General features: G+C 71.0%; 17 protein-coding genes. 10 read left to right on the top strand and 7 right to left on the bottom strand.

The features are described from left to right. Positions 1 to 205: 205 nt before the first annotated feature. From mtnK to IG08_RS0125005, 4 genes are read right to left on the bottom strand one after another with little or no spacing between them, the layout of a single operon-like run. Complete coding sequence (gene mtnK / locus IG08_RS0125020; RefSeq protein WP_030606416.1) at positions 206 to 1375, bottom strand: S-methyl-5-thioribose kinase; 1170 nt, start codon at positions 1373 to 1375, stop codon at positions 206 to 208. Positions 1376 to 1388: 13 nt separating this feature from the next. Further along, positions 1389 to 2435 (bottom strand): ABC transporter permease, encoded by a 1047-nt coding sequence (locus tag IG08_RS0125015; RefSeq protein WP_030606414.1) that lies wholly within the window; start codon positions 2433 to 2435, stop codon positions 1389 to 1391. A gap of 25 nt (positions 2436 to 2460) precedes the next feature. Beyond that, complete coding sequence (locus tag IG08_RS0125010; protein ID WP_030606412.1) at positions 2461 to 3984, bottom strand: sugar ABC transporter ATP-binding protein; 1524 nt, start codon at positions 3982 to 3984, stop codon at positions 2461 to 2463. Beyond that, positions 3971 to 5068 carry a substrate-binding domain-containing protein gene (locus IG08_RS0125005; RefSeq protein WP_030606410.1) on the bottom strand — a complete coding sequence of 366 codons (1098 nt, stop codon included), beginning with the start codon at positions 5066 to 5068 and terminating at the stop codon, positions 3971 to 3973. The genes IG08_RS0125010 and IG08_RS0125005 overlap by 14 nt, the downstream gene beginning before the upstream one ends. A 540-nt stretch (positions 5069 to 5608) precedes the next feature. Between IG08_RS0125005 and IG08_RS0125000 the strand changes: the two genes are divergently transcribed. The 3 genes from IG08_RS0125000 to mtnB are packed head-to-tail and all read left to right on the top strand — an operon-like array spanning position 5609 to position 7544. Continuing rightward, positions 5609 to 6208 carry a 1,2-dihydroxy-3-keto-5-methylthiopentene dioxygenase gene (locus IG08_RS0125000; protein ID WP_030606407.1) on the top strand — a complete coding sequence of 200 codons (600 nt, stop codon included), beginning with the start codon at positions 5609 to 5611 and terminating at the stop codon, positions 6206 to 6208. Then, positions 6205 to 6939, top strand: coding sequence for an acireductone synthase (gene mtnC, locus IG08_RS0124995; protein WP_030606405.1), 735 nt, complete (start codon positions 6205 to 6207; stop codon positions 6937 to 6939). The genes IG08_RS0125000 and mtnC overlap by 4 nt, the downstream gene beginning before the upstream one ends. Further along, on the top strand, positions 6936 to 7544 hold the full coding sequence (gene mtnB / locus IG08_RS0124990) for a methylthioribulose 1-phosphate dehydratase (RefSeq protein WP_030606402.1): 609 nt from the start codon (positions 6936 to 6938) through the stop codon (positions 7542 to 7544). Before mtnC ends, mtnB begins: the two co-directional genes overlap by 4 nt. Positions 7545 to 7574: 30 nt before the next feature. On the opposite strand, the gene IG08_RS0124985 is transcribed toward mtnB, so the two are convergent. Together IG08_RS0124985 and mtnA are read right to left on the bottom strand one after the other, a co-directional pair. Beyond that, positions 7575 to 7763, bottom strand: coding sequence for a hypothetical protein (locus IG08_RS0124985; protein WP_030606399.1), 189 nt, complete (start codon positions 7761 to 7763; stop codon positions 7575 to 7577). A 131-nt stretch (positions 7764 to 7894) separates the two neighbouring features. Next, positions 7895 to 8926: an S-methyl-5-thioribose-1-phosphate isomerase gene (gene mtnA / locus IG08_RS0124980; protein ID WP_030606396.1), complete on the bottom strand. Its 1032-nt coding sequence runs from the start codon at positions 8924 to 8926 to the stop codon at positions 7895 to 7897. Between the two features lie 291 nt (positions 8927 to 9217). Between mtnA and IG08_RS0124975 the strand changes: the two genes are divergently transcribed. From IG08_RS0124975 to IG08_RS0124945, 7 genes are all read left to right on the top strand, one after another. Then, positions 9218 to 10270 carry a BMP family ABC transporter substrate-binding protein gene (locus IG08_RS0124975; RefSeq protein ID WP_030606394.1) on the top strand — a complete coding sequence of 351 codons (1053 nt, stop codon included), beginning with the start codon at positions 9218 to 9220 and terminating at the stop codon, positions 10268 to 10270. Beyond that, complete coding sequence (locus tag IG08_RS0124970; protein WP_030606391.1) at positions 10251 to 11780, top strand: ABC transporter ATP-binding protein; 1530 nt, start codon at positions 10251 to 10253, stop codon at positions 11778 to 11780. Before IG08_RS0124975 ends, IG08_RS0124970 begins: the two co-directional genes overlap by 20 nt. Position 11781: 1 nt before the next feature. Beyond that, positions 11782 to 12822: an ABC transporter permease gene (locus IG08_RS0124965; protein WP_030606388.1), complete on the top strand. Its 1041-nt coding sequence runs from the start codon at positions 11782 to 11784 to the stop codon at positions 12820 to 12822. Continuing rightward, complete coding sequence (locus tag IG08_RS0124960) at positions 12822 to 13691, top strand: ABC transporter permease (RefSeq protein ID WP_030606386.1); 870 nt, start codon at positions 12822 to 12824, stop codon at positions 13689 to 13691. Before IG08_RS0124965 ends, IG08_RS0124960 begins: the two co-directional genes overlap by 1 nt. Beyond that, entirely contained in the window at positions 13688 to 14434 is a 747-nt protein-coding gene (locus tag IG08_RS0124955; protein WP_030606383.1) for a nucleoside phosphorylase, read from the top strand. The genes IG08_RS0124960 and IG08_RS0124955 overlap by 4 nt, the downstream gene beginning before the upstream one ends. Further along, a complete protein-coding gene (locus IG08_RS0124950) occupies positions 14431 to 15726 on the top strand; it encodes an amidohydrolase (RefSeq protein ID WP_030606378.1) in 1296 nt (431 codons plus the stop codon). Before IG08_RS0124955 ends, IG08_RS0124950 begins: the two co-directional genes overlap by 4 nt. Before the next feature lie 79 nt (positions 15727 to 15805). Continuing rightward, positions 15806 to 16477, top strand: a complete 672-nt coding sequence (locus IG08_RS0124945) for a FadR/GntR family transcriptional regulator (RefSeq protein ID WP_030606374.1) — start codon at positions 15806 to 15808, stop codon at positions 16475 to 16477. A 4-nt stretch (positions 16478 to 16481) separates the two neighbouring features. Here the strand turns inward: IG08_RS0124945 and IG08_RS55960 are convergent, their stop codons facing one another. Beyond that, positions 16482 to 17642 (bottom strand): hypothetical protein, encoded by a 1161-nt coding sequence (locus IG08_RS55960; RefSeq protein WP_052424877.1) that lies wholly within the window; start codon positions 17640 to 17642, stop codon positions 16482 to 16484. Between the last annotated feature and the right edge of the window lie 423 nt (positions 17643 to 18065).

Below are 18065 nucleotides of genomic sequence, written 5' to 3'. Positions count from 1 at the left end.
TGCGGCTGCGGTGCGGACGAGGTCCACGCAGCGGCGGGTTGTCAGAGACTGACGCGGCATGCGGTGATGCAAGCAGGGTGACTGGACATGGTCAAGGTGCTGTTCGGCATCCGAGACGGGGGTTCGGCAGAGGCCGTCTGCGGGTCCGTTGTGGCTGGTCGCGCCCACGCGGCGGAGCCGCAAATCGAGACAGCCCCGCGCCCCTTTAGGTCGGCTGCACCACTGCCCTTACATCCTTCGGGTTCTTCAACTCCTCGCGGCTCACTACCAGTTCTCGGCCCAGTAGCAGCGCCCGCCGCGACGCCGGGACCGGGTCCTCCAGTGTCGTCAGGTCCGTCAGGTGGGCGAAGCCGATGATCCTGCGGATGATTTCCGTGCCTGCGTAGCCGATCGACTCCGTCCACACCCGGCGCAGGAAGCGGTCGAGGTAGGCGTCGTCGAAGAAGGTGTCGACGCGGGTCGGCCACAGGCGGCGGAACTCGGTCTCGAACGCCTCCCAGGACAGCCGGAGTTGGTCCGCGTGGTCGGTCAACGCGCCCAGCGCCCGCGCTCGCTCCTCCGACACCAGCACGTTGGCCCAGTACAGGCCGAGGTCGTAGCCGATCGGGCCGACGAAGGAGAACTCGGGGTCGAAGACCCGGACCACAGGGGCGCCTTCGCGTTCGCCGACCATGACGCTGCCGGTGTGCAGGTCGCCGTGGAGCAATGCCTGGGCGCTCGTCATGAAGGTGTGGCGGAGGTCGGCGACCTCGGTGCGGAGTCGGGCGTCGGCGCGGAACTCCGCCGCCAGATCGTCCAGTCCCTCGTGCCAGTGGTTGTGTTCGTGCTCGATGTACGGCTCGGACAACACGACGTCTTCGGTGATCTTGCAGAGCTCCGGGCTGACCGAAGCTGAGATCAACGCCTTGCGGTCAGCCGATTCCATGCCGAAGTCGCTGGTCGCAAAGGAGAATTGGGCTACGAACTCGCCGATCCTCGCCGACGTGTCCGGCCCGTACGCCGCGCCCTCGTTGAGGAGCGTGCGCAGGACCTCCAGGTCGGACATGTCCTCCATGACGAGGGCGTAGTTCTCGGGGTCGTAGCCGTGGATCGCCGGGATCTTGTCCGGGGCGACCTTGGCGACCTGCTCGTAGGCGCGGGCCTCGGCGTCGGCGCGGTCCGGGTTCATCGGCCAGGAGGGGCCGGCGACGCGGACCCAGGGCAGGGCCTGCTTGACGGCGAGGCTGCGGGTGCCGTCGGTGGAGGACGCGAGGAAGACGCGGTTCATGTTGCCGTCGGAGACCTCACGGACCTCCGGATCGGTCGCGCCGTCCCAGTGGCCCCGCTCGCGCAGGTACGCCGGGATGTCGTCGGTCTCCAGGATGCGGTAGCCCATGTCGTGAACTCCCTTATGCGGTGCGGCGCTTGGACAACGTGAAACTGAAGACCAGGGCGAGGATGAGGACCGCGCCCTCGACGACGTCCTGCGTGTAGTACGGCAGCCCCTTGATGGTGAGGCCGGTGGTGATGATGCCGATCAGCACCGCGCCGAGAGCCGTGCCCCAGACGTTCGGGCGGCCGCGGCCCAGGACCGACGTACCGACCAGCGCCACCGCCACCGCCTCCAGCAGCTGGGAGGTACCGGCCGACACATCGCCCTGGCCGATGCGGGAGGCCAGGATCAGGCCGCCGATCGAGGCGAGGACGCCGGAGAGGACGTATGCCAGGGCCCGGTACGCGCCGACGCGGATGCCCGCCAGGCGGGAGGCCTCGGGGTTGGCGCCGATGGCGTAGAGGACGCGTCCCCAGCGGGTGCGGGCGAGGAAGACCCAGGCGGCGACCGTCAGTCCGCCGAAGATGAGTACGGAGATCGGGATGCCGAGGACCGTGCCACGGTCGATCTTGAGAAAGCCCGCGGTGAACTTGCCGGGCGCGGTGGAGCCGTCGGACATCGTCATGCCGGGGGTGATGGACTGGCCGTCGACCAGGATGAGTTTGCTGCCCTGGATCACGAACATCGTGCCGAGGGTGGCGAGCATGTCCGGGATCTTCAACACCACGATCAGCAGGGCGTTGAGCAGGCCCGCCAGCGCGCCCGCCGCCAGCACCGCGATGATCGCGACCGTGCCGATCTGGTTGAAGACGACCATCGTCTGGGCGGCGACCGAGACGCCGAGGCCGGCGACGGCGCCGACGGACATGTCCATCCCGCCGACGGCCATGGTGAGGGTGACGCCCAGGCCGAGGATGGCGGCCACGGAGACATAGCGAAGCGTGTCGAGGAGGGTCGCCGACTCACGGAAGGAGCCCTCGCTCAGCGCGAAGTACAGGAACAGCGCGACCGTGACGAAGATGAACCCGTACTTGATGACGGCGTTCTGGACGCGCACGGCGGTGGAGGTCGCGGGCGGGATCGCCGCCTTGGTGGGGACCTCGGTGCTCTGCGTGGTGGTCATGAAGTGCGGCTTCCTTTGGCCGGCGTCAGACCGACGCCGAGATGGTCTGGATCACGCGGTCGCGTTCCGCGTCTTCGCCGTACGCGTCGAGATGGATCTCACCGGCGGCCAGTACGACGACCCGGTCGGCGACCTCCAGCACCTCGTCGACGTCGGCGGACAGGACGAGCACGGCGGCACCCTCGGCGGCGAGCGCCCGGGCCCGGCGGCCGATGTCGCGCCGGGCGCCGATGTCCACGCCTCGGAACGGCTCGTCCAGGATGAGGACACGCGGGGTCGAGGCGAGCCAGCGGCCGACGACGACCTTCTGCTGGTTGCCGCCGGACAGCTCCTCGACGGTGCTGTGCTCGTCGCGGGCCACGACTCCGAGGGCCTCGATGGTGTCCCGGCCCAGGGCGTTCTCCTTCGAGTGCTGGACGAGGCCCAGCCGCGAGAGCGACTTCAGGAACGGCAGCGAGATGTTCTGCGCCAACGACCAGCCGGGGACGAGGGCGTCGGCGTGCCGGTCCTCGGGGACCAGGTGGACTCCGGCCCGGATCGCGTCGGAGGGCCTACGGGGCGCGAACGCCTTGCCGTCCAGCGCGACAGCGCCCGCCCTGAAGGGCTCGGCACCGAACAGGCCACGTGCCAGCTCGGTCTTGCCGGCCCCCAACAGGCCGACCACCCCGGTGACTTCGCCGGCGCGGATGTCGAGGTCGAGAGGTGCCCGGCCCTCGAAGAGGCGGACACCACGCAAGGACAGTGCCACCTCGCCCGCGGCCCCTTCCCGCACCGGGCGGGCCGTGTTCGCCTCCTGGGCCTGGGCGAGCATCGCGCGCAGGGCGGCGTCCCAGTCGAAGGGCTTGGCCTGGTCCTCGGTGAGGAGCCCGTCCCGCAGGACGACCAGGCGGTCGGCCAGCGCGTCGATCTCGCCGAGGCGGTGGGAGACGTAGAGGACCGCGATGCCGTCGTCCCGCATCCGCTCGACGAGCGCGAAGAGGCGCTCGGCCTCGGCGGCCGAGAGCGCCGAGGTCGGCTCGTCGAGGATCAGCAGGCGGGGGCGGGTGACCAGGGCGCGGGCGAGGATCAGCAACTGCCGGTCGGAGATGCCGAGTTCGCTGACGTCGCGGCGCAGGACCGAGTCGCTCCAGTCCAGGCCGAGGCCGGCCTGGATCTCGCGGGCCCGGGCCAGCTGCTTGCCGCCGTTCAGGAACGGGTTGCCGCGCCCCTGGGCCAGCTCCTCGAAGACCAGGTTCTCGGCGACCGAGAGGCCGGGCACGATGCCCTCGCCGATGCGCTGGTGCACCGTCTGGATGCCCAACTGCCGGGCGACGAGCGGCGACTGGAGAGCTGCGGGCTCCCCTGCGACCCGCACCTCCCCGCCGTGGTCCGTGTGCACGCCCGACAGGATCTTGATGAGCGTGGACTTGCCGGCGCCGTTCGCGCCGAGCAGCGCGACGACGCTGCCCGGTGCGATGTCGAGCGAGACGGAGGCGAGCACCGTCTTGCCGCCGAAGGCCATGCTCACGTCCCGCAGACTGACCGCGGGAACCACGTCAGTGGGCGACATTCGAGATCCAGTCGGCGGTCGAGACGCCGGCCAGGTTCAGCGCGGGCAGCGCCTCCCGCAGCTGGTCCATGTTCTCGATCTTGTTCTTCTTCAGGAAGTCCTGGGTGATGGCGACGGCCGGGAACTCGACCGAGGTCTTGTTCAGCTGTCCGGCCAGCTCCAGAGCAGTCGTACGGACGACGGCGGCGCCGACCGCGGACGGGTCGGTGCCGGCCGTGGCGACCCACGGGCTGTCCTCGGCGGTCATGTTCTGGATGTCGGCGTTGGAGACGTCCGCGCCGAAGACCTTCACCTTGTCCTGGAGCTTCTTGTTCTGGACGGCGAGGACGGTGCCCTTGGCGAGCTCGTCGTAGGGGGCGAAGATGCCGGTCACGTCCGAGTGCTGGGTGAGCGCGGCGGAGACGAGGGGAACGTTGTCGGTGGCCGTGGAGTCGGTCACCTTGCCGACCTTGAACTCCTGCTTCCAGGCGTTGGAGTCGACGGCCGTCTTCCAGACCGAGTCGCGCTTGTCGAGGGCGGCGTAGCCGGCGACGTTGACGTAGCCGACCTTGGCGTTCTTGCCGAGGTCCTTGGCCATGACGTCGAGGACGGCCTTGGCCATGCTGGCGTCGTCCTGCTCGGTGGAGACGACACCCTTGGTGTCGGTGTCGACGTCGTAGACGACGACCTTGATGCCCTTCTTGACGGCCTTGTCGATCTCCGGCTGGATCGTCGCCGGGAAGCCGTGGTCGATGATGATCGCCTTGGCGCCGGAGTTGATCGCCGAGGACAGGTCGGTGGCCTGCTTGGCGTTGTCGGCCTGGGCGTCGTACACCGTCAGGTCGATGCCGAGCGCCTTGGCCTGGGCCTTGGCGCCGTTGCCCCACTGCTCGAAGTAGTCGCCCGCTCCGCTCTGCCGGACCAGGGCCACCTTGACCTTGCCCTCGCTGAACGGGGCGGGCTTCTTGCCGGTGGCGACCGAGGCGGAGGCGGAGGTGTCGCCGGTGTCCTTCGAGGCGTCGGTGGACTGCGAGCAGCCCGCGAGGAGGAGGGCGGAGACGGAGGCCAGTGAGAGCGCGGCGAGGGGGACACGGGTGCGGGACATGAGGGGCTCCAGGTGCGGGGTCGTGCAGAGGGGAGTGAAGGAGGGAGTGCTTGACCCGGAGCAGGGGACGGGAATGCGCCATCGCACGGCAGAGGGCGAACGCCTCACGCAGAGGGGCGCGTCGGGGCTCCGGTGGTGGTCAGCGACAGCTGGCTGTGGTCGACCGGAGCAAGTCCACGTACAGCCGCCGCACGAGCAGCAGCGTCTTCATAAACAGATCATGAGAACGTTTCCAGCCAATCGTCAAAGCCCTGGACATGGATTCTCATCAAGTGAGACAACGACTACGTCACACCTGGTCGGCCCGCCCGCTGGAGTTACCATCACAAGACCGGCACCCGACCCGGCACAGTGAGGCCCCGATGACGACACCTGGCGCGAAAGCGATGTGTATGCCCTGCATGCACCGCTGTCCCGGCGCGCCGTGTCGCGGCTGACCGACTGTTGCCGCCTGTTCGCCGCTGCCTCTCTTCCTCCCCCGCCCGTCCGGTGCTTGTCTCGGTATCCGGACTTTCCTTCCAGCCTCCTGGAGTTGCCCCCATGACCCTGCTGACGACCTGGTCCGAGTCCGGCCCCGAGACCCTGGTCCGCCGCACCTCCGACCCCGCCGAGATCGCCGAGGCCCTCAAGCCGCTCGGTGTGCGCTACGAGCAGTGGCCGATCCGCGAGGACGTCCCGTTCGACGCCGACAGCGACACCGTGTTCGCCGCCTACCGCCCGGAGATCGACAAGCTGAACGCCGAGGAGGGCTTCACCACCGTCGACGTCCTCGGTCTGCACCCCAGCGACGACCCGGAGTTCCCGGCGAAGGCGAAGGCCGCGCGCGCGAAGTTCCTGCAGGAGCACACCCACGACGACGATGACGAGGTGCGCTTCTTCGTCTCCGGCTCCGGCATCTTCTACCTGCACGTGAACGGCGAGGTGCACGCGGTCTTCTGCGAGAAGGGCGACCTGCTGGGCGTGCCGCGCGGCACCACCCACTGGTTCGACATGGGCACCAGCCCGTCCTTCACCGCGATCCGCTTCTTCCACGAGGAGGACGGCTGGATCGGCAACTTCACCGGTTCCACCATCGCCGGCCGCTTCCCGGACTACGACACGATCGCCGCCGGTTACGAGGCCGACAGGGCCGCCGCGTGAGCGTGCACGACCCGCGCTACGACGTGGACGCCGTGGTGCTCGACATCGAGGGCACCACGAGCGCCACGGGCTTCGTCGTCGACGTGCTGTACCCGTACTCCCGCGCCCGCTTCGCCGAGCTGCTCACCGAGCGCGCGGGTGAGCCGGAGGTGGCGCGGGCGATCGCACAGGTGCGGGAGCTGACGGACGAGCCGGACGCCGACGCGACCGCGATCGAGAAGACGCTGAACGCCTGGCTCGACGAGGACCGCAAGGCGACCCCGCTCAAGACCCTCCAGGGCATCGTCTGGTCGGAGGGCTTCGCACGCGGCGACCTCGTCTCGCACTTCTACGACGACGTCGTACCGGCGCTGCGTGCCTGGCACTCGGCGGGCCTGACGCTGTACGTCTACTCGTCCGGCTCGGTGTCGGCGCAGCGGGCGTGGTTCACCAACAGCCCGGAGGGCGACCTCACGTCGCTCGTCTCCGGTCTGTACGACACCGAGAACGCGGGGCCCAAGCAGGAGCCGGAGTCGTACCGCCGTATCGCCGCGGCGACCGGCGTCGAGGCCTCCCGCCTCCTCTTCCTCTCCGACCGGCCCGGCGAGCTGGACGCGGCCCGCGCGGCCGGCTGGCACGCGGTCGGGATCCGGCGCCCCGGGGAGCCGTACTACGAGCAAGGCGTCGGCGACCACGCGCAGGCGGGGACGTTCGACGAGATCAGCATCACCACTTCCAGGAGCACCGCATGACCGCCGACATCAGCGCACTCGACCTCGAGGAGGCCGGGGCGGTCCTCGCCGCCGAGTCCGCCCGCTTCGCCGGCTTCGGCTGGATGCGGGGCACCTCCGGGAACCTGTCCGTGGTGCTCTCCCGCGAGCCGCTGCGGCTCGCGGTCACCGCCAGCGGTCACGACAAGGGTGAACTGACGCCCGCGGACGTGGTGTTGGTCGACGGGCAGGGTGCCGCCGTGCAGGGTGGCAAGCCGTCCGCGGAGGCCGAGCTGCACGCGCGCGTGGCCGCGCTGACGGGCGCGGGTGCCGTGGTGCACGTGCACACGGTGGCGTCGGTGGCGATGGGCCGCCGTGAGCCGGGCGGGATCGTGTTCAAGGACGTCGAGATGCTGAAGGGCGTCGGCCAGCCCGCGCACGACGTCGAGGTGACCCTGCCGGTCATCACCAACAGCCAGGACATGAAGGTCCTCGGGGACCGCCTGGAGGCGGCGCGTGATCCCCGGATGCCGGCCGTGGTCGTGGCGGGGCACGGGCTGTACGTGTGGGGCGACAACCCGCGCCAGGCCCGCCACCACACCGAAGTGGTGGAGTGGCTGCTGGAGTTGGAGCTCACACAGCGGTAACTCCCCGCTCCCCCGGAGCGGCGACGACGCCTAGCTGTCGTCGTCGCTCTGGCCCGAGCCCCGATTGCTCGACCCCGACCGGCGCACCAGTTCACCCGCCGCCAGGGTCGCGGTCGCCACCGCGCGCACCCAGGTCGGACCACCGCGCGAGGCCCACACGACGCAGACACACCCTCCGGCGGCGAGCACGATCAGGCCGGCCAAGACGAGCAGGATCATGCTCATCCCCCTATCTTTGTCGAGGTCCTGACATCTTCGCAGTCCTCACGGCAGACAGCTGTGCCGCCCCTCAGCTTGTTCTTTAACCTCCGTCCGGCCGAGGCAGGGTGGGCGGAGGTTGAAGAACAAACTCAGCGCAGGTGGTCACCAGGCAGTTGACCGGAGGCCACTTCCAGCACGCCGCGCTCCGTCACCAGCCCCGTCACCAGCCGCCCCGGCGTCACGTCGAACGCCGGGTTGTGGCCGCGGGACTCGGCGGGAGCCGTCCGTACGCCGCCCCACTCCAACACCTCGGCCTCGCCGCGGAGTTCGATGTGGATGTCGTCGCCGGTCTTGGTGGAGAGGTCGACCGTGGTCGTGGGGGCCGCCACCAGGAAAGGGATCCCCGCGTCCGCGCACGCCAGCGCCACACCCACCGTGCCGACCTTGTTCGCGGTGTCGCCGTTGGCCGCGATGCGGTCGGCACCGACGATCGCCGCGTCGACCTCGCCGCGCAGGATGGTGCCGGCGGCTGCGCCGTCCGCCTGGACGTAGTGCGGGATGCCTTCCTGCACCAACTCCCAGGCGGTGAGCCGGGATCCCTGGAGCAGGGGACGCGTCTCGTCGGCGTACACGACCTCCAGCCGTCCACGCGCGTGCAGTTCGCGGATGACGCCGAGTGCCGTGCCCCACCCGGCCGTGGCCAGCGCACCCGTGTTGCAGTGGGTCAGGATGCGCAACGGCCGGTCCACGCCCACCATTTCGAGCAGCCAGTCGGCACCGTGCGCGCCCATCGCCCGGTTCCCCTCGACGTCCTCGCGCTGGACGGCGGCGGCCTCCTCCAGCACCGCGTCGAGGCCCTCGTCGAAGCGGGTCATGACCCGGTCCACGCACACCATGAGGTTGACGGCGGTCGGCCGGGCCTCGCGGATACGCGCGACGGCCGCGCGTACCTCGTCCGTCGACCAGCCCTCCCGCTCGCCCTGCACCAGCGCGAGCGCGACGCCGTACGCCCCCGCGGCCCCGATCGCGGGCGCGCCACGTACGACGAGACGCTGGATGGCGTCGACCAGGGTGTCCACATCGCGGACAGCCATCGTCTCGTTGCGGTGCGGAAGCAGTGTCTGGTCGATGAGCGCGAGGCCGTCTCCGGTCCAGTCGACAGCGCGCAATTCCTGGGGCATTTCGGGACACTCCTGATGTTCCGGTGGTGTCCGGCCACGGTACATGACCTGGGAGAACCATAGTTCGAGACAGTCGGGCAGGTGTCCGGAAACAGGTGTTACAGTCCAGCACCCAGTCCGCAGACCGAGACGAAGGAGGAGGACCCGTGCTGCTGACCAAGCGCCGCTTCCTCGACTTCGGTCGGTGTGCCGGCGACGGCTGTCGACGCTGACCCGTCCCCTTCGGCGCTCCCCGTCCACCCTCACGCGCTCCCGCCGGAGCGCGCTCTGCCGTATCCCGGAAGGTCCCCGATGCCTCGCAGAACCCGCCGTTCCCTGCAAGTCGCCGCCGCCACCGCACTCCTGGTCACCGCGGCCACCGCCTGCAACGCCGCCGCCAAGAGCGACGCCTCCGACAGCGCGAGCGGCTCAAGCGGCAAGTCCTTCACGCTCGTCACGCCCGACGCCGTGGGCCAGAACGAGTTCCTGAAGCTCGCCGTCACCGGCGTCAAGGCAGCGGCGAAGCAGCACGACGGTTCGCAGAAGGTGTACGAGTCCACGGACACCGCCTCGCAGCAGCAGAACGTGCAAGCGGCCGTGGACGCGAAGCCGGACGTCATCGTGCTGGTCGGCTTCGAGTTCGCCGACATCGTCGCGCAGCAGGCGGAGAAGAACCCGAAGCAGCAGTTCCTGATCATCGACGCCTGCACCACCAAGACGTACAAGAACGTCAGTTGCGCGGTCTTCCGTGAGCACGAGGGCGTCTACCTCGCCGGCGCCGAGGCGGGCCTGCTCAGCAAGTCCGGGAAGGTCGGCGCGGTCGACGTCCTCGACACGCCCCAGTTCCGCCGCTACAGCGACCCGTTCGCGGCCGGCGCCAAGAAGGTCGCGCCGAAGACCTCCACCAGCACCCGCTTCGTCGGCGGCCAGTCGCCGTTCGACGACTCGGCCCGCGCCAAGGAGCAGGCGGACTCCCTGCTGTCCAAGGGCTACGACCAGATCATGGCGGCCGCGGCGGCCGGCAACTACGGCGTCTTCGAGGCCGCGAAGGCCAAGGGCGCCTACGCGTACGGCGTCGACGTCAACCAGTGCACCTCGGCCCCCGGCACGGTCGTCGACAACGTGATCAAGCGCACGGACGTGGCTGTGGAGAAGGGCGTCGAGTCGGTCCTCGGCGGCACGACGGGCACGACCGTCTCGTACGGCCTGAAGGAGGGCGGCATCAGCCTGACCGGCCTGGAGGACGGCGTCGACTCGTCGAAGTGCGTGATCGCCGACCACAAGGACGTGCTGAAGAAGGTCGAGGCGCTGCGCGACCAGATCGTCGCCGGGAAGCTGAAGGTCGATGACCCGGCGGCAAGCTGAACCAGCCGTCGAGCTCCGGGGAATCACCAAGCGGTTCCCCGGCACGCTCGCCAACGACGCCGTCGACCTGACCGTCCGCCACGGCGAGATCCACGCCCTGATGGGCGAGAACGGCGCCGGCAAGTCCACCCTCATGTCGGTCCTCTACGGCATGGAGCGCGCCGACGCCGGCACCATCCGGATCGACGGGCGGGCCATCAAGTCCGGCTTCGGCAGCCCGAGCGACGCGATGGCCGCCGGGCTCGGCATGGTCCACCAGAGCTTCAAGCTGTTCGACTCCCTGACGGTCGCCGAGAACGTCGTCTACGCCGCCGAGCCGCGCCGCTTCGGCCTGGTCGACCGGGCCGCGGCCCGCCGCCGGGTGCGCGAACTCGCCGAGGAGCACGGCCTGGCCGTGGACCCGGACGCCCGGGTCGGCGACCTCCCGGTCGGGCTGCGGCAGCGCGTGGAGATCCTGAAGCTGCTGCACCGCGGCGCCCGCACGCTCATCCTCGACGAGCCGACGGCGGTGCTCACGCCCGCCGAGGCGGACGCCCTGTTCGCGGTCCTCAAGTCGCTGGCCGCGCAGGGCCGCACGGTGATCCTCGTCACGCACAAGCTGCGCGAGGTCCTCGAGGGCAGCGACAACGTGACCGTCCTGCGGGACGGCCGGGTCGTCGCCCGCCTGGTCACCGCCGAGACCTCGGCCGACGAGATCGCCGCCGCGATGACCGGCCGCGCGGTCGAACTGGACCGCGTCCACGCGCCGGGCACGCCGGCCGACGTGGTGCTGGCCGTGAACGGTCTCACCACCGACGCCGTGCACGACCTCGCGCTCACCGTCCGCGCCGGCGAGATCGTCGGCATCGCGGGCGTCGCGGGAAACGGGCAGAGCGAGCTGGTCGAAGCACTGGCCGGACTGCGGCCCACCACCGCCGGGCGGGTCACCCTCAACAGCGAGGACATCACCCACGCCTCGGCCACCGAACGCCGCGTCAAGGGCCTGGCGTACGTCCCCGAGGACCGCCACGCGGTCGGTACGGCACCTGCCGCGTCCGTCGCCGACAACCTCGCGATGGGCCATCACCGTACGTCCCTGTCCTCCCGCGGCCTGCTGCCGCCCGCGGCCGTCCGCGCACACGCCCAGCGGCTCGTCGAACGGTTCGGCATCAAGGCGTCCTCCCCCGAGGTGCCCGCCTCCGCGCTGTCCGGCGGCAATCTGCAGAAGCTGCTGATCGGCCGCGAACTCGCCCATGACGCACCGCTGTTGCTCGTCGAGCAGCCCACGCGCGGTGTCGACATCGGCGCCATCCAGAACATCCACGACCAGCTGATCGCCTACCGCGACTCCGGTCACGCCGTGCTCCTCGTCTCGGCCGAACTGAGCGAGATCCGGGGGCTCGCGGACCGGGTCCTGGTGATGTACGAGGGGCGCGTGACCGCGACGTACACGAAGGACGAGGCGGACGAGCGGACGCTGGGACTCGCCATGGCGGGCGGCGCCGGCATCGCGGTGGAGGCCGTCGACTGACATGAACAACCGGATATCCGGAGCCCTGCGCTCCCCCATCGCCTTCTCCGTGCTCGCGGGCGTCATCATCGGCGCGCTGTTCCTCGTCGGCACCGGAGCGGACCCGATCGCGGCGTACGAGGCGGTCCTGACCGGCTCGCTCGGCGCCGACGGCATCGGCTCCACCCTGACCACCGTCACCAGCGTGCTCGGCATGGCGCTCGCGCTGGCGATCCCGCTGCGGGCCGGGCTCATCAACCTCGGCGGCGACGGACAGATGGTGCTCGGCGGCATCACCGCGGCCGTGACCGGCCTGTACTCGCCGCTGCCCGCCCCGCTCACCGTCGTCCTCGCACTCCTCGCGGGCATGGCGGCGGGCGCCGCGTACGCCGCGCTGGCCGCTCTGTGCGAGAACCGGCTCGGCGTCCCGCTGCTGGTGAGCAGCCTCCTGCTCAGCTACCCGGCGGTGTCGCTCGCCTCCTACCTGGCGCGCTACCCGCTCAAGGAGCCGGGCTCCAGCCTCCCGCAGACGCGGTCCATGCCCGACGGTGTGGCGCTGCCCGCGTTCGGCGACTCGACGGTCACCGTCGGCCTTCTCCTCGTGGTCCTCGCCGCGGCCGCCTACTGGTTCACGGATCGGCGCACCACCTTCGGGTACGAGATCCGGATGACCGGTCTCAACGCGCGCTTCTCCGCGTACGCGGGCGTCGAACGCCGGGGCCTGACCCTGAAGTTGATGTCCGTCTCGGGCGCGCTCGCCGGACTCGTGGGCGCGATCGGCGTGTTGAGCTTCCCGTACCGCTTCGTCGACGGCTCGCTCACCGCACCCGGCTACACCTGGACGGGCCTTACGGCCGCGCTGCTGGCGACCGCCGCGCCGCTCGGCACGGTGATCGCCTCGTTCTTCTTCGCCGTCCTCCAGGTCGGCGGTCTCGCGATGGAGCGGACGACCGAGGTGCCTCGCGAGCTGACCCAGGTGCTGCAGGCGATCGTGATCGTGTTCCTCGCGGCCCGGCTGAGCTTCCCGCGCTTTACGCGCCGCAAGGTCAAGGAGGCCGTGTGATGTTCTTCGACTCCGATCTCCTCATGTCGGCGCTGCGCGCCCTCACCCCGATCCTGCTGGCCGCGCTGGGCGGCGCGATCTGCGAGCGGGCAGGCGTCTTCAACATCGGCCTCGAAGGCATGATGCTGATGGGCTGCTTCACGGCCGTGGCCACCAGCTGGTTCACCGGCAGCCCCTGGCTCGGCGTCCTGGCGGCGGCGCTCGCGGCGGCGGCGTACTCGCTGATCCTCGCGGTGGGGACCGTAACTCTGCGCGGGGACGCGGTCGTTCTGGGCGTGGCCATGAACCTGCTGGCCGTCGGCCTGACCAGCTTCCTGCTGCGTACGATCTTCGGTGTGCAGGGCACTTTTGACGATCCGTCACTCGCCGGACTGCCGCTGATCGGTGGCCTCAGCCCCCTCGCCTATCTGTCGTGGGTGGCGGTCGCGGTGGCCGCCGTGATGCTCTCGCGGCACGTGTGGGGACTCAGGCTCCGCGGGGTCGGCGAGGCGCCGGACGCGGCGGCGACGCTCGGGGTGAGCCCGGCGCAGTACAAGTACGGGGCCGTGCTGGTCTCCGGTGTGCTGTGCGGGCTCGCGGGTGCCCAACTCGCCCTTGGCAACGTCACCTTGTTCACCGAGAACATGACGGCGGGCCGCGGCTGGATCGCGGTCGTCGCGGTCATGCTCGGTCGCGCCGCTCCCGTCGGCGTCCTGCTCGCCGCGCTCCTCTTCGGCCTCGCCGAAGCGGCCGGCTTCCGCCTCCAGGGCCTCGGCCTGCCGCAGCAGGCGACCGACGCGGCGCCGTACGTCGTCACGCTCGGCGCCCTCTTCCTCACGACGGCCCGCCGTCGTCGCCGTACCCCTTCTCCTTCCGGAGCCGTCTCATGACCCAGGACCTGCTGCCCGTCACCCGCATACCCCGCACCGGGCTTCCGGCGCACGCGGTCGTCGTCGGCGACCCGGCACGGGCCGCGGCCGTCGCCGCGCTGCTCGACGGTGCCGAGGAGGTCTCGTACCACCGCGAATACCGTGTGTTCAGCGGTAGTTGGAAGGGCCTGCCGGTCGTCGTCGCCTCGCACGGGGTGGGCGGGCCGGGCGCGATCCTGCTGTTCCAGGAGCTGGCGGACGCGGGGGTCCGCACGATCCTGAGGTTCGGTACGGCGGGCGCGATGAAGCCCGGCATCGGCGACGGCGATCTCGTCATCGCGGAGGCGGCCGTACGGGACGACGGGGTCACCCAGCAGCTGCTGCCGCCGGAGTACCCGGCGGTGTCCTCGCCGGAGGCCGTCCTCGCGCTGCAGCGCGCGGCCCGCGAGGCCGACGCCCCGCACCACCGGGGCATCGTCTGGACCCGGGCGGCCTTCCAGCCCGGGCTGATTCCGCTCTTCTCCTACGACGGTGCCGGGCTCGCAGCGATCGAGATGGAGCTGTCGGCGCTGCTGGTGACGGCCTCGCTGCGCGGGCTCGTCGCGGGCGGCGTGCTCGTCATCGACGGGGCGAACGCCGACGAACTCGTCGACGAGGAGGCCACCGGCGGGTACGACCCGCACCGGGACGTCGTCGCGGCGGGCGTCGAGCGGGGCGCGGTGGTGTCGCTGGAGGCGCTGCGGCTGCTGGCGGAGGAGCAGTGAGCATCGATCTGTTGGTGCACGGCGGTGACATCCTGACGGTGGACGAGGCCGGAACCGTCGTACGGGACGGGGCTGTTGCCGTCCACGAGGGCGAGATCGTCGCCGTGGGCCCCGCCGAGGAACTGTGTACGCGGTTCACAGCGCGGGAGTCCATTGACGCCGCGGGCTGTCTGGTCCTGCCGGGACTCGTCAACACGCACACCCACCTGGCGATGACCCTGCTGCGCGGCCGCGCCGACGACGTCACCCTGCAGGGCTTCCTGGAGCGGGTGCTGCCCGCGGAGGCCGAACTGCTGTCGCCGAAGAACGTGGCGTCGGCCGTGCGGCTCGCGGTCGCCGAGAGCGTACGGGCCGGGGTGACCTCCGCGCTCGACATGTACTGGTTCCACGAGGCGGCCGAACAGGCGGCCCGCGAGGCGGGCTGGCGACTGCACACCGGGCCCACCTTCATGGACGTACCGGAGCCGCCGGACGCCATCGCGTACGAGGACCGGCTGGAGTGGGCGCGGCGGGACCTGGAGGCGAGGGGTGCGGCGCACGCCGGGACGCGTCCCGTGGTGTTCGCCCACTCGACGTACACCCTCGCCCCCGACCAGCTCACCGAGATCTTCGCCCTGGCAAGGGAGTTCGGGGCCCTGCTGCACATCCACGCGGCCGAGAACGCCACCGAGGTCGCCACCGTCGAGGTGAAGTACGGCAAGCGCCCGGTCGAGCTGCTGGACTCGCTCGGGCTCCTCGGACCGGACGTACTGCTGGCGCACGCCGTCGACCTCACCGGCCCGGAGATCGCGGCGCTGGCCCGCACCGGCACCGCGGTCGCCCACTGCCCCGTGTCGAACCTGAAGCTGGGCTGCGGCATCGCGCCGGTGCCGCGGATGCTGAGCGCCGGGGTGACCGTCGGGCTGGGCACGGACGGGGCCGTCAGCAACAACACGCTGGACCTGCTGGGCTCGGTCCGACAGGCGGCGCTGGTGCACAAGGCGGCCGGCGACCCCACAGCGGTCGGCGCCGAGCAGGCCGTACGCATGGCGACGATCGAGGGTGCGCGAGCCCTGGGGCTCGGGGAGCACCTGGGGTCGCTGGAGGCGGGCAAGCGGGCCGACCTGGGCGTGCTCGACCTGGGCGGGCCGCATCTGCGGCCGCTGCACGACCCGTGGTCGACGCTGGCGTACACCGCGCACTCGGCGGACGTGCGGGACACGGTCGTGGACGGGCGGGTGCTGATGCGGGACCGCGTCCTGACGACGCTCGACGAGGCGACCGTGATCGCCGATCTGGAGGCGCTCGTCTGAACAGGCCGCATAATGTGCTGAGACATCCGATGTCTCAGCACGTCACGCGGCACATCATGCGGCAACAGGGAGGCCCGTCATGGCAGTCACCGACGAGGCGATCGAGAAGATCAAGGGCATGATCGTCTCCGGCGCGCTGCGCCCCGGCGACCGGCTCCCCAAGGAGAGCGAGCTCGCCTCCGAGCTCGGGCTCTCCCGCAACTCCCTGCGCGAGGCCGTGCGCGCCCTGTCGCTGATCCGGATCCTGGACGTGCGGCAGGGCGACGGCACGTATGTGACAAGTCTCGATCCGCAACTCCTCCTGGAGGCGCTGAGCTTCGTCGTCGACTTCCACCGCGACGACACGGTCCTGGAGTTCCTGGCGGTGCGCCGCATCCTGGAGCCGGCGGCCACCGCGATGGCGGCCTCCCGCATCAGCGAGCAGCAACTGGACGCGCTCACCGCCCAGTTGGACAAGCTCGGCAACGCCCCGTCCGTGGAGGACCTCGTCGCCTGCGACCTGGACTTCCACCGGGGCATCGTGCAGAGCTCCGGAAACTCGGTGCTCTGCTCGCTCCTTGACGGCCTGTCAGGACCCACCACCCGGGCCCGCATCTGGCGCGGCCTGACCCAGGAGGACGCGGTCAGCCGCACCCTGCACGAACACCGGGCGATTCTGGCGGCGTTGCGCGACCGGGACGCGGAGGCGGCCCGTTCCTGGGCGACGGTGCACATCGCGAGCGTGGAGCAGTGGCTGCGGTCCACTCTGTGAGGCACTAGGGCCGTTCCGCGTCGGCCAGTCGGTGCTGCAGCTCGATGTGGCGGAACTGGTGCACGGCCCCGACCCGGCGCAGGACACCCCGGTCGTGGGCGTCGGCGAGGAAGCCCATGAGGTCGTACGGAAGGTTCGCCCGCAGGGCGAGGTGGCAGCGGGCCACGGCATAGCGGCTCCAGGCCGTCTGACGCAGCCCGGCGGCCAGGCCCATCAACAGGGCGGGGATCAGTCCCACGACGTAGAGCCAGCCGTCGGCGGTGAGCTGCCCCGCCCAGAGCCGGGAGCCCACGAAGGTCACCATGCACCAGTCCTGGGCTCCGAACACCGCGGCGCCCAACACCGTGGCGGTCACCACGCACGTGGCCAGCGTGCGGCGGTCGTTGCGCAGCAGGGCCGCCGCGTCGACCGAGCCGGCCAGGTCCACGGGGACCGCCCTGAGTCCCTGCACGAGCATGCAGGCGACCGCGAACAGCGAGCCCTGCTGCCAGGCCGACCAAGCCGCCTCGACCGGGTCGGACGGGGCGACGTAGTAGCGGCCCGGCTCGCCCCCGAGCACACCCGTGAGCAGCCCTTCCGCCAAGTAGACCCCGCCCATCAGGGCACCGGCCAGCAGCCCCGCGGCGATGCCCCGGCGGCTCCACCTCCAGCGGACCCTGGCCACGGGGCTGCGGGGCGGGGGCGCGCCGTCCACGCCGACGACGACGGCCATGACCGTCAGCAGCAGCCCGCTGACCGTCCCGCAGGCGTTGCGGAACGCGGCCGCGTAGAGGCAGACGGTCACCAGGCCGGTCAGGATCACGCGCCGGTCCCATGCGGACGGCGGGCGCAGGACGGGTCGCCGCCCGACCGCGAGCCCGCAGCTGACCAGTCCGGCCAGCGCCAGCGTGCCGCTGTCCGCCAGTCGTTCCAGTACCAGTCCGGTGGTGACCTGTCCGGCGGCCGTGCACAGCAGGGCGGTGACGGCTCCGGCGGCGAGACCGCCGACCAGCCCGCCGCACAGGCATCCGACCAGCACGCCGAGTCCGCCGCGGCCGTCCCATTGCGGGGCGTAGAGCGGGTCGTGGGTGAAGTGGTGGACCACGGTCAGGGCCGCGCCCTCGAACAACCAGGCCAGAGCACCGAGGAACACTCCGGCCAGCGCCCTCGGCAGCGGCCCCGGCACCGCCGCGTACAACTTCCACCAGGCGACCTCCGCCGCCCCGTCGGCCCCCCGCTCCAGATGTCGGGCCAGGAACCGCAGCGCGCCCCGTGCCTGTGCCGCCGTCCACCGGGAGGGGCGGCGCGGGTGCGGCCGGTAGGCGGCGACGTCCGCCGCACCGAGGGGTGCTCGCCATGGAGTGCATACGAGGCCGAATTAGCTCGATCGTGTGATCGTCCGTTTGCTGGCTTGCGGAGCCCTGGTTCGACCGGGTTAACGTGATCCTGCGATCTGGGACGCCGGGTACGGCGCCAGCGTGCGGGGCCCCTGCTCCACCGGAGTGATGGCTCAGGGCCTCCCCGCCGCCCTCTGGCCGTACCCACATGGCCAGGTCGCGCAGGGAACTGGCCTCCCGGGCCCGGACCACGCACAGGATGCGTGTCGCCG

It is taken from the genome of Streptomyces fulvoviolaceus (genome assembly GCF_000718165.1).
Taxonomy (GTDB): Bacteria; Actinomycetota; Actinomycetes; order Streptomycetales; family Streptomycetaceae; genus Streptomyces; species Streptomyces fulvoviolaceus.
Note: the sequence above shows the minus strand (reverse complement) of the source record. Positions and strands in the feature narration are given on the sequence as shown.